The organism is Dorea sp. MB18-49, from assembly GCF_023669465.1.
GTDB lineage: Bacteria > Bacillota > Clostridia > Lachnospirales > Lachnospiraceae > Dorea_A > Dorea_A longicatena.
The window spans coordinates 191861-208368 of sequence record NZ_JAMOYX010000001.1 but is presented as its reverse complement, the minus strand read 5'-3'; the positions used below and the strand labels follow the sequence as shown (position 1 = coordinate 208368).

The 16508-nt window shown below is 42.6% G+C and carries 14 protein-coding genes; 1 reads left to right on the top strand and 13 read right to left on the bottom strand.

The window, feature by feature from the left end:
- Positions 1-32: 32 nt before the first annotated feature.
- The 11 genes from rpsA to NCY30_RS01035 all read right to left on the bottom strand — a co-directional run bounded on the left by rpsA (position 33) and on the right by NCY30_RS01035 (position 11948).
- Positions 33-1118: a 30S ribosomal protein S1 gene (gene rpsA / locus NCY30_RS01085; RefSeq protein ID WP_006427339.1), complete on the bottom strand. Its 1086-nt coding sequence runs from the start codon at positions 1116-1118 to the stop codon at positions 33-35.
- Positions 1099-1956, bottom strand: a complete 858-nt coding sequence (gene ispH, locus NCY30_RS01080; protein ID WP_055302803.1) for a 4-hydroxy-3-methylbut-2-enyl diphosphate reductase — start codon at positions 1954-1956, stop codon at positions 1099-1101. Before ispH ends, rpsA begins: the two co-directional genes overlap by 20 nt.
- A gap of 81 nt (positions 1957-2037) precedes the next feature.
- Positions 2038-2694 (bottom strand): (d)CMP kinase, encoded by a 657-nt coding sequence (gene cmk, locus NCY30_RS01075; RefSeq protein ID WP_055302801.1) that lies wholly within the window; start codon positions 2692-2694, stop codon positions 2038-2040.
- Positions 2695-2726: 32 nt separating this feature from the next.
- Positions 2727-3959 (bottom strand): NAD(P)/FAD-dependent oxidoreductase, encoded by a 1233-nt coding sequence (locus tag NCY30_RS01070; protein WP_250818401.1) that lies wholly within the window; start codon positions 3957-3959, stop codon positions 2727-2729.
- A 54-nt stretch (positions 3960-4013) separates the two neighbouring features.
- Positions 4014-4928, bottom strand: a complete 915-nt coding sequence (locus NCY30_RS01065; RefSeq protein WP_022415652.1) for a MurR/RpiR family transcriptional regulator — start codon at positions 4926-4928, stop codon at positions 4014-4016.
- 725 nt (positions 4929-5653) lie between these two features.
- Positions 5654-7069 carry an oxaloacetate decarboxylase subunit alpha gene (locus tag NCY30_RS01060; RefSeq protein WP_117597378.1) on the bottom strand — a complete coding sequence of 472 codons (1416 nt, stop codon included), beginning with the start codon at positions 7067-7069 and terminating at the stop codon, positions 5654-5656.
- 26 nt (positions 7070-7095) lie between these two features.
- Entirely contained in the window at positions 7096-8250 is a 1155-nt protein-coding gene (locus NCY30_RS01055) for a sodium ion-translocating decarboxylase subunit beta (protein ID WP_117597377.1), read from the bottom strand.
- 44 nt (positions 8251-8294) lie between these two features.
- Positions 8295-8669: a biotin/lipoyl-containing protein gene (locus tag NCY30_RS01050; protein ID WP_006427330.1), complete on the bottom strand. Its 375-nt coding sequence runs from the start codon at positions 8667-8669 to the stop codon at positions 8295-8297.
- 21 nt (positions 8670-8690) lie between these two features.
- Positions 8691-9476, bottom strand: coding sequence for an OadG family transporter subunit (locus tag NCY30_RS01045; protein ID WP_044919903.1), 786 nt, complete (start codon positions 9474-9476; stop codon positions 8691-8693).
- Between the two features lie 14 nt (positions 9477-9490).
- Positions 9491-10930, bottom strand: coding sequence for an acyl-CoA carboxylase subunit beta (locus tag NCY30_RS01040; RefSeq protein ID WP_006427328.1), 1440 nt, complete (start codon positions 10928-10930; stop codon positions 9491-9493).
- Positions 10931-11336: 406 nt separating this feature from the next.
- On the bottom strand, positions 11337-11948 hold the full coding sequence (locus tag NCY30_RS01035; RefSeq protein WP_055180383.1) for a hypothetical protein: 612 nt from the start codon (positions 11946-11948) through the stop codon (positions 11337-11339).
- A gap of 395 nt (positions 11949-12343) precedes the next feature.
- Between NCY30_RS01035 and NCY30_RS01030 the strand changes: the two genes are divergently transcribed.
- On the top strand, positions 12344-13708 hold the full coding sequence (locus NCY30_RS01030; RefSeq protein ID WP_250818400.1) for a peptide MFS transporter: 1365 nt from the start codon (positions 12344-12346) through the stop codon (positions 13706-13708).
- Between the two features lie 49 nt (positions 13709-13757).
- On the opposite strand, the gene NCY30_RS01025 is transcribed toward NCY30_RS01030, so the two are convergent.
- Together NCY30_RS01025 and NCY30_RS01020 are read right to left on the bottom strand one after the other, a co-directional pair.
- The gene (locus tag NCY30_RS01025; protein ID WP_028085856.1) at positions 13758-14189 is read right to left on the bottom strand and encodes a hypothetical protein; all 432 of its coding nucleotides are present in this window, start codon (positions 14187-14189) and stop codon (positions 13758-13760) included.
- Positions 14190-14415: 226 nt separating this feature from the next.
- Positions 14416-16404: a 2-isopropylmalate synthase gene (locus tag NCY30_RS01020; protein ID WP_250818399.1), complete on the bottom strand. Its 1989-nt coding sequence runs from the start codon at positions 16402-16404 to the stop codon at positions 14416-14418.
- Between the last annotated feature and the right edge of the window lie 104 nt (positions 16405-16508).

The following is a 16508-nucleotide window of genomic DNA, read 5'->3' as shown; positions in this document are numbered from 1 at the left end:
TATCCTTTCCTGTCTGTATATCTGATTTGATATTACTCAGCGTCTGTCTCTTCTGCAGCTTCTTCCGGCTGTTCTAAAGCTTTCATGCTCAGGCTGATCTTCTTCTCAGCTTCATTCAGATCAACGATCTTAGCTGTGATTTCCTGTCCAACTGAAAGTACATCAGACGGTTTATCAACATGTGCTCTTGAAATCTGAGAAACATGAAGTAATGCATCTACTCCTGGAGCCAGTTCAACAAATGCTCCGAAGTCTGTCATTCTTGCAACCTTACCTGTAATTACTGTTCCGACTGCATAATCCTCTGCTGCATTAGCCCATGGATTTGTCTCTGGGAATTTCAGGCTGAGTGCGATCTTTGTATCATGGATATCTTTGATCATCACTTCTACTTTATCTCCAACCTGGAAGACCTTCTTAGGATTCTCAACACGTCCCCAAGACATCTCAGAGATATGAAGAAGTCCGTCTACTCCGCCAAGGTCGATGAATGCTCCGAAATCTGTAACGTTCTTTACAGTTCCTTCCATTCTGTCACCTACGTTAATCTTAGCAAACAGTTCTTTCTGTTTTTCAGCACGTTCAGCAACAAGAAGCTGTCTTCTGTCACCGATCACACGATTTCTTCTAGGATTAAACTCGCTGATTACGAATTCAATTTCCTGTCCCTGATATTTGCTCAGGTCTTTTTCATATGTGTCAGAAACAAGGCTTGCAGGAATGAATACTCTTGCTTCATCAACTACTACGCTTAATCCGCCGCCAAGAATCTGAGTTACAGGAGCTTTTAATACTTCATGATTCTCGAATGCTTCTTTTAATCTTTCATTGCCTTTTTCTGCTGCAAGTCTCTTATATGTCAGCAGAACCTGTCCTTCTCCGTCATTTACTTTCAGGACTTTTGCGCTCATCTTATCACCAACGGATACAACTGTTGTAAGATCAACGTTTGCTTCGTTAGTATACTCATTTCTTGTAATGATACCGTCTGCTTTGTAGCCTATATTCAAGATGATTTCATCAGGTTTAACGTCGATGACTGTACCATCTACAACCTCTCCATTTCTTATTGTCTTAAAAGACTCTTCCAACATTTGTTCAAAAGTTAATTCTGACATTATTTTGAACCTCCTCAATTATTTTATTGGGCGTGGATGCCCCTGCTGTAATACCTACTGATTCCACGGACCTTAATTGATTAATATCCAAATCGTCAAGTGTCTGTATATAGTACGTATTCAAACATTCCTCTTTGCAGATTTCAAATAGCTTCTGAGTATTCGAACTACGCTTATCACCTATCACAACCATAGCATCTACTCTCGCTGCAATTTGACGAGCCTCAGTCTGCCTTTCTTTCGTCGCATTGCAAATCGTATTTAAAACAACTATATCATACCTCTTTTTTGAAATAATTTCAACTAATTCTTTGAATTTATTGTAGTTAAATGTCGTCTGGGCCACGATACATACTTTCTGTTCTTTTTCAGGCAATTCAAATCTTTCTGCATCTTTCGGAGTCTGTATCACAGTCACCTGTTCTCCTGCCCATCCGCGAATACCTTCTACCTCCGGATGTTCGCCATTTCCGATGATCACAATGTACGATCCTTTGGCACTTTCTTCTGCAACAATCTTATGAATTTTCTTCACAAAAGGACAAGTCGCATCTACACATGTAATCCCGCGTTCATCCATGATATCATAAATGTATTTTGCTACACCATGAGACCGGATCACAACCACATCCGCATCCACTGTTTTCAATTCTTCTTCATCACTCAGGACTTCTACTCCATGGCTTCTCAGATCTTTGATCACTTCTTCATTATGGATGATCGGTCCATAAGTGAATATCTTTTCACTTTGATGTTTTTCTATCTGTTTATACACTGTATCTACTGCACGCTTTACTCCAAAGCAAAATCCTGCTGTTTTTGCCAGTTCAACATTCATATAGTGTAATTCCTTTCTGTACCACAGCTCTTTTTCAAATATATTACCATTATCTTCGTCTGCCGCTTTGTGCCGGATTGTCTATTTGCACAAATCTACGATTGCTTTTACCACTTCTTCGATCGTCATGTGTGAGCTGTCTACCAGCACTGCATCCTCTGCCTGCTTTAACGGTGCGATCTCACGGGTCATATCTCTGTGATCACGTTCTTCGATGTCGTGTGCGATTTCTTCCAGATTGCAGTCCTCGCCTTTTCCCTTAAGTTCGTCATACCGTCTCTTCGCCCTGGTCTCTACACTGGCGGTCAGATAGATCTTTACGTCTGCGCCCGGCAGGACACATGTACCGATATCTCTTCCGTCCATAATTACATCCTGTGTCTTCGCCAGGTTCTGCTGCAGTTCCAGTAACTTCTTACGCACTTCCGGAATTGCAGATGTTACAGATGCCATGTTCCCCACTTCTTCATTTCTCAGACGTGATGAAATATCATTACCATTCAGGTATACATGCTGCACACCATCTTCATAGGCGATTGTTACTTCTGCATCTTTACATGCTTCGATCACTTTATCCGTCTCTCCCGGTTCAATGCCCTTATTCAGGAAATGAATTGCAAGGCCTCTGTACATTGCCCCTGTGTCTACATAAATGTATCCCTTTTCTTTTGCTACAAGTTTTGCGATCGTGCTTTTTCCGGCTCCTGCCGGTCCATCTATTGCTACGTTATATCCCATGATACGTTCTCCTTATTTCTATTTTTATCACTCTATATCTGAATCCCCGTTCCGGCCGCATATGCCGTAGACCACGCGATCTGAAGGTTGAATCCACCTGTTACCGCATCCAGATCCAGTACCTCTCCTGCAAAATGTAATCCCTTCACCAGTTTGGATTCCATCGTTCCAGGATCAACTTCTTTGATTTTAATTCCACCTTTAGTTATGATTGCCTCGTTATAATCTCTTAAATCTGTCAATGTACACGTCAGGCCCTTAATCAGTCTTACAAATCCAAGACGTTCTTCTTTCGTGATCACATTGACCTTCTTCTCGGGATCGATCCCGCTCAGTTCAATCATAACCGGGATCAGTTTCGACGGGAACAGCTTGTGCACCGCGTTCTTAAACTGTCGGTTCTGATTCTCTTCAAATTCCCGGAGCACTCTGTGATCAAGCTGTTCTTCCGAAAGAGCTGGTTTCAGATCAATCTTAAGTGTCAGTTCTTTTGCCTTCAATTTCTTTCCCACATAACTGCTGGCACTTAGGATCAGCGGTCCACTCACACCGTAATGCGTGAATAACATTTCCCCAAAATCATCATACAGCTTTTTCTTGCCGTCAAGAATCGTTACATTAACATTTCGAAGTGAAAGTCCCTGCAATTCAGGCACCCACTCCTCTTTGCATTCCATCGGCACAAGCGCAGGCATACAATCCGTCACCGTATGTCCGAGACTTTCTGCAAACCGGAATCCATCTCCGGTTGATCCTGTTGACTGATAAGACAGCCCTCCTGTTGCAATGATACAGGCATCCGCATGAATCTGTCTCTGATCTCCAAGTATGATTTTTTCAAAATGTCCGTCTTTTGCGACAACCTTTTTCACAGCTGTCCGCAGATGTACTTTCACACCCAGGCGGTCCATCTCCCGCTCCAGCCCGCGGATCACGTCCGAAGAATGATCCGACACCGGGAACACACGGTCGCCGCGCTCAATCTTTGTCGGCACACTGATTCGTTCAAAGAAATCAATCACCTGCTGATTCGTGTATCCATAAAAACTACTGTATAAAAACTTTGCATTTGTTCTGACCGCATCGAACAGGCCTTCCATATCACAGGCATTGGTAATATTGCATCTGCCTTTTCCCGTGATATAAAGTTTCTTTCCAAGCTTTTCATTCTTTTCATATACCACGACCTGATGTCCACACCCGGCCGCTGCAATAGAGGCAAACATTCCTGCCGCACCGCCTCCGATGACAACTACTTTACTCATCTTCTATTTGTCCTTTTCTATTTGTCTTTTTCTTCATATTCTTTTCTGCCGGTTCTACTCTTTCTCATTTCCGGAAAGTTCGACTCTGTCGTCCACCATATTCAATTCATCTTTGCTATACACCTGATACTCATCCCAGATCTGCTCCAATGTCTCAAGTGTTGTGATAACCTCTTTCTGTTTCTTCATACAAAGAGCTACCACCAGCGCATTGATCACACTCAATGGTGCTACCAGCGAATCTACGATTGACGCCATATCACTTCTTGCGATCAGATTGCAGGAAGAATACAGTGTCATCGGAGAATGTACACTGTCCGTCAACGTGATCACTGTTGCTTTTCTATTACTTGCAAATTCCAGTGCTTTCAAAGTACGCATCGAATATCTGGGAAAGCTGATCCCGATCACCACATCATCCTCGCTGACACGGATCAGTTGTTCAAAAATCTCACTAGAACTGTTCGTATTAACCGCTGTCACATTCTCACAGATCAGATTCAGATAAAAACTTAAGAAACTTGCAAGTGGCGAACAGCTTCGTATCCCGATCACATAGATCCTCTTTGCTTTCAGGATCGTATCTACCGCCATCTCAAATGCTTCATGATCAATTGCTTCCATCGTAAGCTTGATCTTCTCAATATCCGAATGCAGAACCGATGTCAGAATCTCCCCCTGGCTGATCCGTCCATACGTCACTTCCATACGCTGGATGGAATTCAGCTTCATCCTCACCAGTTCTCCCAGAGCTTTCTGAAATTCCGGGTATCCGTCATATCCAAGGGCCGTCGCAAATCTCACCACCGTCGATTCACTGACACCGACCTCTCCCCCCATCTTCGCAGCTGTCAAAAAAGCTGCCTTATCATAATCCTCACGGATAAAATCCGCCAGTTTTTTCTGTCCTTTGCTGAATTTGTGATATCTTTCATCGATCATCTTCAGCAGTTCATTCTTTGCGCTCATGCGATGTACCTCTTTTTCAAACAATGGTTTTATTATATAGCTTTGTGGGGGAATAGTCAATCGGATGTCGGGTGTGTGGGGACGGGAGATGTGGAGGTTTGGGTGGATGGGCGCTTATGGACGGGAAGAAGATGTAACAAAGAAAGCTTGGGTAAAATCAGGCACCGAATACATTCGGCGAGAAATCTGATGATTTCTCACCTCAGGTATTCTTTCGCTCTGTGCCTGTAGCACAGAGCAAATCCTGATTTTACCCAAACTTTCTTTTAACATCTTCTATTCCCGCCAACGGATGCCCATCCACCCAAACCTCCACATCTCCCTCAGCCATACACTCCGACAACCGAAAGTGAATTTACTGTTACCACCAAGCTATTGGGGCTCCGCCGGAAAACGTTTTTCAGCTCGCTTTTTCCACTACTTTCTGAGAAGCCATACTCCCCGCTATCCTCCGTATATTTTCGCGAACAGCCAAGTGTAGAAGTGCCTGGTTTCATGCATTCGCAGGGTGCTTTGCAAGGAGTTGGTGAAAAAAAGACGATAAAATAAGATTTGGGATGTGCTACAAGCACATCCCAAAAGAATACCTGAGGCGGAAAATCATCAGGATTTTCCGTCCGAATGTATTCGGTTCTTATCTTATCGTCTTTTTTTCGCTTACGCCTTGCAAGCACCCGAAGTCGCATTGAATCAGGAACTTCTACACTTGACGTCCTCTCGAAAACCTATACAGGATAACTACCGTTTTCCGTATCCGCTACTGTCGCATCCACCTTTGTCTGCTGTGCTTCTCTATACTTGAAGAAGTCTACAGCAACCTGTGGGAACAGTGCGTAAGACAGTACATCTTCATCCTGTTGGATCCACTGTTCACATTCTTTGCGGAGTGTGTCTAACTCATCCGGAATCAGATCTGCCGGACGGCATGTGATGATCTCAGGATCATCGCCAAGTACTTTCTTGATCACGTCCGGATTCATAGGTTTTACTGTCTGTCCGTATTTTCCACTTAAGAGGTCTTTTGTCTCTTTTGTAGCAACTTTGTAACGTTCTCCCATCAGTACGTTAAATACAGCCTGTGTACCAACGATCTGTGATGAAGGTGTTACAAGTGGTGGTTCTCCAAGGTCTTTACGTACTCTTGGCACTTCCTCAAGTACATCGTAGAACTTGTCTTCAGCACCCTGCTCTTTTAACTGAGATGTCAGGTTAGAAAGCATTCCGCCTGGTACCTGATACAGAAGAGTCTTGATGTTAACACCAAGGTTCTTTGGATTCAAGAGTCCGCTGTCAAGAGCTTCGTCACGGATCGGGCGGAAGTAGTCAGCGATCTCTGCCAGAAGTTTCTGGTCTAATCCTGTATCATAAGGTGTTCCCTTGAATGTCTCAACCATAACTTCTGTTGCAGGCTGAGATGTTCCAAGTGCGAATGGTGAGATTGCGGTATCAATGACATCTACACCGGCCTCTACTGCTTTCATGTAAGTCATAGAAGCAACACCTGATGTGTAGTGTGTATGAAGCTGGATTGGAAGATCTACAGCTTCTTTCATTGCTCCGATCAGCTCTGTTGCCTTATACGGTGTCAGAAGACCAGCCATATCTTTGATACAGATAGAGTTTGCACCCATCTCTTCAATCTTCTTGGCAATGTCTACCCAGTAATCCAGTGTATAAGCATCACCTAAAGTGTAAGATAATGCGATCTGAGCTTCTACTTTTTCTTTGTTTGCAGCCTTAACTGCTGTCTTCAGGTTACGAAGATCATTTAAGCAGTCAAAGATACGGATGATGTCGATTCCGTTGGCAGCAGATTTCTGTACGAAATATTCTACCACATCATCTGCATATGGACGATATCCTAAGATGTTCTGTCCACGGAACAACATCTGAAGTTTTGTATTCTTGAATCCATCACGGAATTTACGAAGTCTTTCCCATGGATCTTCTTTTAAGAAACGAAGAGATGCATCGAATGTAGCTCCACCCCAGCACTCTACGGAATGATACCCAACCTTGTCCATTTTATCAACGATCGGGAGCATCTGCTCTGTTGTCATACGGGTTGCGATCAGAGACTGATGCGCATCACGCAGGATCGTTTCTGTAATCTCTACAGGTTTTTTTACTATATCTGCCATTTTCTTTCCTCCTAATTATATATCGCTTAAATTCCTACGCCAAAGATTGCCATGAATGTTCCGGCAGCTACGGCTGTACCAATAACACCCGCAACGTTTGGTCCCATAGCATGCATCAGAAGGAAGTTTGTCGGGTCTGCTTCAGCTCCGACCTTCTGTGATACTCTGGCTGCCATTGGAACTGCAGATACACCGGCAGAACCAATCAGTGGATTAACCTTACCATGTGTTGCAACACACATCAGTTTACCGAACAGTACACCTGCTGCTGTACCGAATGCGAATGCGATCAAACCAAGAATTACGATCTTGATCGTATCCATATTAAGGAATGCCTCGGCACTCGTTGTTGCTCCTACGGATGTTCCAAGCAGGATAACTACGATGTACATCATTGCATTGGAAGCTGTCTCTGTTAACTGTCTTACAACTCCCGACTCACGGAACAGGTTACCAAGCATTAACATACCAACCAGTGGTGCTGTTGTAGGAAGGATCACGCACACAACGATCGTAACGATGACCGGGAATAAGATCTTCTCAAGCTTAGAAACAGGTCTTAACTGTTCCATCTTAATCTTACGTTCTTTTTCTGTTGTCAGAAGCTTCATGATCGGTGGCTGGATGATCGGCACCAGTGACATATAAGAATATGCCGCTACTGCGATTGGTCCAAGTAATGCTGTCTGCTGTAACTTACCTGCAAGGAAGATAGAGGTAGGTCCGTCAGCTCCACCAATGATCGAGATTGCTGCCGCCGCTTTGTCAGAGAATCCCATAGCCATCGCTCCAAGGTATGCTGCAAAGATACCGAACTGAGCAGAGGCACCAAGAAGGAAGCTCTTAGGGTTAGCGATCAGTGGTCCGAAGTCTGTCATCGCTCCTACACCCATGAAGATCAGGGAAGGGAGGATTGACCACTCATCCAGTTTATAGAAGTAGTAAAGCAGTCCGCCTGTTCCATTTGCCGCATCTTCTGCATGAAGCATGATGTCCGGATAAATGTTAACCAGTAACATACCGAATGCGATTGGAACAAGAAGCAGAGGCTCGAATCCGTGTCTGATTGCAAGATAAAGGAAAACACATGCAACCGCGATCATGACTACATTGCCCCATGTAAGACTGAAAAACGCCGTCTGATGCACGAGGTTTCCTAATGTTGTCGTTATATATTCCATTTTTTAACCTCCAGTCGTGTTAGATAAACACCATATAAATGATGTTAGTTCAATGTAGCAAGAACAGCGCCTGAATCAATTGCATCGCCTACTGCTACATCAATGCTTGCAACGGTTCCGTCTTCCGGTGCTACAACTGGGATTTCCATCTTCATAGCCTCGATGATGACAACTGCATCACCCTTCTTTACAGCCTGACCTACATTTGCTTCGATCTTGAATACCTTTCCTGCTGCTCCGGCTTTTACTTCGATGGATCCGGCTCCGCCTGCAGGTGCTGCCTTTGGTGCTGCTGGTGCTGCCGCAGGAGCTGCCTTCGGTGCTGCTGCAGGTCTTGCAACTGGTGCTGCACCTGCTCCGTTTTCTTCTACTGTTACATCATATACATTGCCATTCACTGTGATTGTATAATTTTTCATTGAATTCATCCTCCTAATTAATTATGCGTGCCACTTATTTGATGGACGACGCTTGATGCTTCTTACTACGAAGCCGTCTGTGCTTCCACCAGCTTCTGCTTCATAAGCTGCGATCGCTGCGGAAATAACTGCTGCCAGTTCATCATCGTTAGATGCTTCTTCTACTACAGGTGCTGCAACTGCTGCCGGAGCCGGTGCCGCTTCCTGTGTGCTTTCTGCTTTTCCTTTGTTCTTGAATTTTGCTTCAAGAGCAGGGATATATTTGAACAGAGAGATCAGAATAGAGATAAAGATCAGGATTACGAATACAGTTCCCATACCAAGGATTGTATTAAGTCCTGCTTTTTCCATGATCTCGCCGATGCTGTAATGTGCATCGATCGTTGTACTGTCCAGATAAAGGTTCTCATCAAAAACAAATGTAATGTCTGCATCACGGTCTTTGAATTTTGCACTGGTCGTTACTTTCAGTTCATCAGAGGATGGCTCGAATTTGTAATCACCATGACTTACATATTCTCCACACTCTTTTGTTCCCTGCTGCCATGCATCCAGAGCTGCAAGGAAACTATCCTGCGTAAATGGAACTCCTGCCTGATTCAATTGAGACTCGATCTGGAAATCTGTCATCTTGTTCCACTGTTCGATAGTATCTGCATCTGCACTGTTGCAATACTCGATCAGAAAATCCGTTGCCTGTGTGATGGTTGATTTATCATACTGAAGATTTTCTTTCTTACTTCCGCAAGCGGTAAAGCAGAGCATTGCGACAAGCACACAAAGTAATACGCTTAATTTTTTCTTCACTTTGCCTCACCTCTCTAAACCGTACCGTGTTTCTTTACCGGACGATCCTCTCTTTTTGTGAATAACATCTCGAATGCGCCGATCACATATTTTCTTGTATCTGCTGCTTCGATGATTGTATCCACATATCCTCTTTTCGCTGCTGATAATGGGCTTGACTGCAGATTCTTATATTCTGCTGCTTTTTCTCTGATTGTTGCTGCATCAGCGTCTGCATACATGATCTTGGCTGCCTGGTTTGCGTCCATCATTCCGATCTCTGCTTCCGGCCATGCATATACCATATCTGCTCCGACTGCTTTGCTGTTCATTGTCACATAAGCACTTCCGAATGCTTTACCGATCACAACATTTACCTTCGGTACTGTTGCATCTGCAAATGCATAAGTAAGTTTTGCTGCTGATTTTGCAATACGTTTCTCATCGTATTCGCTTGCTGTAAATCCGCTTACATTTGTAAGTGTCAGTACAGGGATGTTGAATGCATCACAGAACTGTACGAATTCTGCAGCCTTTTCAGCTCCGTCAGCAGAAAGAGAGCCGTCAAATTCAGCCTCTACTTCAGCTTCTTCGTTATATACTTTTGAACGGTTTGCAACTGCACCAACAGTCATACCATTCAGTTTGATGAATCCTGCCACCATATCTTTTGCATATGCTTTCTTCACTTCGCAGAAGATGTTGTCATCAGAAATCATTGTAAGAGCGATCGCTGTGTCTTCTTTTGCATTAGCAAGGTCTGCACATACACGGTTCAGATCATCGTTACATTCTTCATAAGAAGAATCCTCTTCGTTGTTGCTTGGTAACATGCATACGAGAGAACGGATATCTGCAAGAATCTCTTCTTCAGATCCGATTCCGTCTACAAGACCGGTTGTCTCACTCTGGAATTTTGCGGAAGATGTATCACATTTAGAAATGTCATTTCCCGGAATTGCATTTGGAGTATTGGTAAATAATTTACCATTCTTTGTCTCCATGAATGTGAAATCTGTCAGAGCAGGTACGATAGAAAGTCCACCGCCACATGTTCCGAAGATTGCTGTGATCTGAGGAATCACTCCGGAAGCCATTGACTGTTTCTGATAAAGTTTTCCAAATGCCTCTAAAGCATCTGTAGCTTCCTGCAGTCTGAATCCGGCGCAGTCAACCAATCCGATGACCGGTGCTCCCATCTTCATTGCCATATCGTAGATATTAGAAATCTTCTTTGCATGCATCTCACCGATCGCACCATTTAAAACAGTAGCGTCCTGGCTGTATACGTATACCAGATTTCCATCGATCACTCCATATCCGGTGATAACACCGTCTGCTGGAGTTTCTTTTTCCTGCATGTTAAAATCAGTTGTTCTTGCTGTTACAGCTCCACCGATCTCAACAAAACTGCCTGCATCAAGTAAACTGTTGATTCTCTTACCTGCTGCATTGTCTGCTGCCATGTTGCCCATAGTCTAGCCCTCCATTTTCATTATTTTAAATTGGGTTTTTCCTGATTCTTGTATCAAAAGTAAAACCAAATTTTTTCCAATTATATTATACTGTTTTTGACACTTTAGCGCAATACCTTTATATTGTTTTTTGTTAAATACTTGACGAGTCGTTTCTTCCTATTAAAATGGCATTAAAATCTTACATTTCCGTGTCAAAAGTCAACCTTTTTGGCATCTATGGTTAACTTTTAAATATGCATTTTTCTGAAATAATATACTGTATTTCAGTATCTGCAGAACCTGCCACTGGCAGCTTCTTCCGAACGCCTGGCGATTGAAAAAGGCCATGTGTATATCCGTACATCTATGTACACACATGACCTTTTTGTCTGTTTTATTTCTGTTCTATGTTCAAAAATCAGCTTTAAAACTTCTTTACTTTCTTCCGTTTCATATTCTTGCATCTCGTCAGAAGGAACTCCGCCAGTTCGTCCGTATTGTTTCCTTCCAGTGCAGTCTTTGGAAATCCGATCATCGCTCTCGCCGATCCGACCGTCTCGGGATCTGCCTTCACAACTACACCGAATGCCTCTTTCGTCTCCAGGATCTTGGTAACATCTTGGTACGAAAATGATCTTGTCTTTTTCGCAGTTACACTGTCAAAGTGATCATCAAAAAAGTGGATTTCGGAACTCACCGGTCCACCGTTTAATCTGCATCGTCTGTCAAACTGATCTTCTGCATCCCCGACCGCCGTTGTCGATAACACCTTTCTCCAGATTGTTCTGTTCAGTATCACTGCCGCAACAAATGCCAGTGCCCAGACTACAATATACTTAATGACAAAAAAAGTCATTCCTCCCGGCGTACCGCCTCCCGGGTTTCCATATTCCCACATAAAATAGAACACAAGCGGTCCCATCACTGTCATCACGAACTTAATCGTAATATCACTGCTGTCCACTCGGAAAAGTTCGCAGATCTGCTTCAACGTATTCTGTGACTCTTTATATGCCACACGGTAATAATTCGCCATATCATTTTCCCCTTTACAAAATCTGTGTCTTATTATATCCTTATATAGTTGATTATTCAAGAAAATACTTTATAATTATTTGTAAATTATCTATAAACTCTTCTATGTGTTCTCTCTATAGGGTTTCTCTATAACCGCTTCTGTTTATTTTTGATTCCTATTATCATTTAGTGATTTTTGCTTACATTTTCCGTCTATATAATATGGTCGTTTTATTACATATCAACATATATATTCCTAACAAAATATAAAAAACCTTAACTTTTTCTTAAACAATCAGTTGTACTTTAGTCTGGTTTGTGATAAGATTAACTACGTTGAGAGTTTTAAACATGAGAGGTTTTTCCTCGTATTGTTAAAACCAAAGAAAAATTTCATATTGGAGGGTGAATCTCATGGAGAACACTAAGAAAAAATTACCATTTGGTTTCTATGTGTGCTGTCTGACTTATTCTTTTGAAAGACTTGCATACTATGCAGCTAAATGGGGGCTTACGATTTTCATCGCAGCCACTGCAGCAAACGGTGGTCTTGGACTTGACAAATCCGTTGGTGCTGCAATGAGTTCTAACCTGGTAGCATTTACTTATATCACACCTATCATCGGTGGATATATCGCTGACCGTTGGATTAGTCCTCGTATTCTTGTTCCTGTTGGTGAGATCCTTATGGGTCTTGGTTATCTGTGTGCATGGAGAGCAACAGAGGCTAACGGCATCGCAATGTTATGGGCAATGATCATTCTCGTTTCTATCGGAACTGGTTTCTTCAAAGGAAACGTATCTGGTATCAACGGACGTCTCTTCCCATTAGCTGATCAGGACGAACTCGACACTGTATTCAACTTACAGTATATGTTCGTTAACATCGGTTCATTCTGCGGAACTACTTTCCTTTCACTGGTTGGTAAGAGCGCCGGATACCGTGCAATGTTCCTTGTCTGCGGAATCTTCCTGTTTATCGACTGTGTATGGTGGTTCATCGGAATGAAATCATTCGGCGATGCCGGAAAGAAACCATTCCTTGTTGACAACCGTACAGAAAATGTTGACAAAGCTGACAAAGAGAAAGACAACGCTCCTCTTACCAAGCTTGAAAGAAACCGTGTTATTGCTATCTGTATCGTAACACTCTTCTCTGGTATTTTCTGGCTGATCTGGTACATGGCTTACATGCCTGTTTACTATGAATTCGGTCCAGTATCAGAAGCAGGACTTGGATGGGCTAACTGGAACATTGGTTCCTTCGAGATGCCTACTGCATGGTTCGACTCAATGAACGGACTTCTTTGTATCATCCTTTGTCCTGTATTCGCAGGAATCTGGGCTAAGATGAGACAGCGTCCACAGGGTGACTGGGGAATGTTCACAAAGACAGCTATCGGTATTATCGTTCTTGGTCTTTGTACAGCATCCATGGTACTTGCAGCTATTATTTCCGGACAGGGAACAAAAGATCCAGTTGGTATCTGGGTAATCATCCTGGCTGCTGTATGTATGACAGTCGGAGAAGTTATCTTCTCACCACTTGGAAACTCATTCATCAGCAAATATGCTCCAAAGAAACTTCTTGGAACTATGCTTGGTGTATGGCCACTGATCATCTTCTTCTCTGGTAAAGCTTATGGACCACTTTATAACTGGCTCGAAAACTTTGATTTCATCAAAGCTTATGGTGCTGTTACAATCATCATCATTGCCTGCGGTGTTATCATGCTTGCATTTACTAAGAAGTTCGACAAGATGGTTGAAGGTAAATAATTCGTGAATTAAATACCGTACATAAAAATAAGACTTGCTTATGCAAGTCTTATTTTTTACGATACTTTTTATTCCCTGTACTGTAACTTCTTTTAATCTGATTATTATTTTTCTTCGTCTTCTTCGTGCTTTCTTTCTTATTTGCCTTCGCACTGAATGAATCTCCGGATCCACGTGGTGTAATATTCTTCTTTGTACCAATCTCTTTCTGGTCTTCGAATGCAGGCTTCAGAAGTAATTCCGCACCAATCACAAAGCAGGCAACTTCTACTGCCAGCTGGATCATCTCCCCGTTCTTTCCGAGTCCTTCAAAGAAAGGATCCAGAACTCTTGCCCCGGAAAGGATCACCAGTGTCAGTCCGGCATAAGTAAACAACGAATAGAACATCATCGTCTTCCCCCTGCCTTCATTCTGCTGCATGAAGTAGTATCCTGCGATAAAAATCACACCGCCAAGGATCATCAATATGTACTTTAACATTTCTATCTCTTCCTCCCAATCATGTTTTCTGTAAAGTCTATTACATATTATACATGAAATCTATCCCGATTCCTATCTTTTCTATATATATTTTCAATTTTCTTATATTGTTAAATTTTACAACTTCTATACATCCTTATTCCTCCATTCAAAAGCACACCATACCTTATACCTCAGAAAAAGGGATGCACCACCGGCACATCCCCGTCACTTTTCATTACATATTCTATTTCTGATTTCTAAACTGCATCGGAGTCATATTATAAGCTTTCTTGAACAGTCTGTTAAAATGTTCCACATTCTGATATCCTACCGACATTGCAATATTCTCAACCGTCATATTGCTGCTCTTGAGCAGTGCTTTCGCTTTCTTCATGCGGATCTTCTTCACCAGATCCCCAAATGTCATTCCGGATTTTTCCTTAATGTATTTTGACAGATAAGGTTTAGACAGGAAGAATTTTTCTGCCAGGTCATCTAATGTAATGTCAATATAATTCGCCTGTACATAATTCATGATCTCGATCATTCTTGCATCCGTACATGCATCAGCACTCCCGAGTTCTTCAATCTTATTTACCGCAACGATCAAGGCTTCAATGGACGCTCTGATGATATCCGGATCGATTCCTACACCCCAGAATGTCTTTCCATTGCAGATAATTCCCACATAAGCCACAGCCTTAGAAGAAGATCCCTTTGTAAGCGAATGCTCCTCATAGAAGGATAATTCATAGCTGATGTTAAAATACTGCTTGATCGCATTACTTACTGCATCCAGACGTCCGTTTCCATTCGAAGTGATCACTTTGCTCTCTCCTGCATGATTGATCGTCACTTCCGCAGTGATTCCATCTACCTGTTTAAAATGGCACTCGTCGATGTGGAAGATGGATTTTGTATTAATATAATGATCTGAGAAGATCTGGTATACCCAATCTGGTGTCAGCTCTTTGTGTGCTTTATCCGATACATCTTTTACCATATATCCTACTTCTTCACGCATTGCCTTTGGAAGATTGATTCCGTGGCTGTGCATTAAGATGTAGTTTACGCCGCCCTTACCGGACTGGCTGTTGATACGGATAACGTCTGAATCGTATTCTCTTCCGACATCCTTCGGATCGATCGGCAGATATGGAACCGTCCATTTATCACATTTCTTCTCATCTCTCCATGCCATACCCTTGGCAATCGCATCCTGATGTGATCCGGAAAATGCAGTAAATACCAGGTCGCCGGAATATGGCTGACGGTCATATACCTGCATTCTGGTCAGACGCTCATATGTCTCGCGGATCTTTCTCATATTAGAGAAATCCAGTCCCGGATCTACACCCTGGGAATACATATTCATTCCAAGTGTGATGATATCAACGTTACCGGTACGTTCTCCGTTTCCAAACAATGTACCCTCGATACGATCAGCTCCTGCAAGAATACCCAGTTCTGCAGTTGCCACTCCGCATCCTCTGTCATTATGTGGATGAAGTGAAAGTACCACATTCTCTCTGTGTTTCAAATGCTTATGTACATACTCTAACTGGCATGCAAATGTATGAGGCATTGCATTTTCTACAGTTGTAGGAATATTAATGATTGCTTTATTATCAGCTGTCGGCTGCCATACATCCAGAACAGCGTTACAAACTTCTACGGCATAGTCCACTTCTGTTCCGTGGAAACTTTCCGGACTGTATTCAAATGTGAAGTTACCATCTGTCTCATTAGCCAGCTTCAGAAGTAATTTTGCCCCGTCGATCGCAAGTTGTTTTACCTGTTCTTTATCTTTTCTGAACACCTGCTCTCTCTGTGCAACAGAGGTAGAATTGTATAAATGGATCACTGCGTGAGGTGCTCCTTTTACAGCTTCAAATGTTCTCTTGATGATGTGTTCTCTTGCCTGTGTCAGGACCTGAACGGTTACATCATCCGGAATCATATCTTTCTCAATCAAAGTTCTCATGAACTGATACTCTGTCTCGGAAGCAGCCGGGAATCCAACCTCAATCTCCTTAAATCCGATATCAACCAGCATCTGGAAGAACTCCAGCTTTTCATCCAGACTCATTGGTTCGATCAATGCCTGGTTACCATCTCTTAAATCTACACTGCACCATTTCGGCGGCTGTTCTACCGAATCTTTTTTTGCCCAGTCATATGTGACCTCAGGCGGCATGAAATAACTTTTCTCATATTTCTGATAATTCTTCATAATTAAAAGCCTCTCCTTTTACCCAATATTTCAAATCTTATCATCTTGCAATAATAATCATCAATTTTGTTGTTCATTTTTAATACTTTTATATCCTAACATAT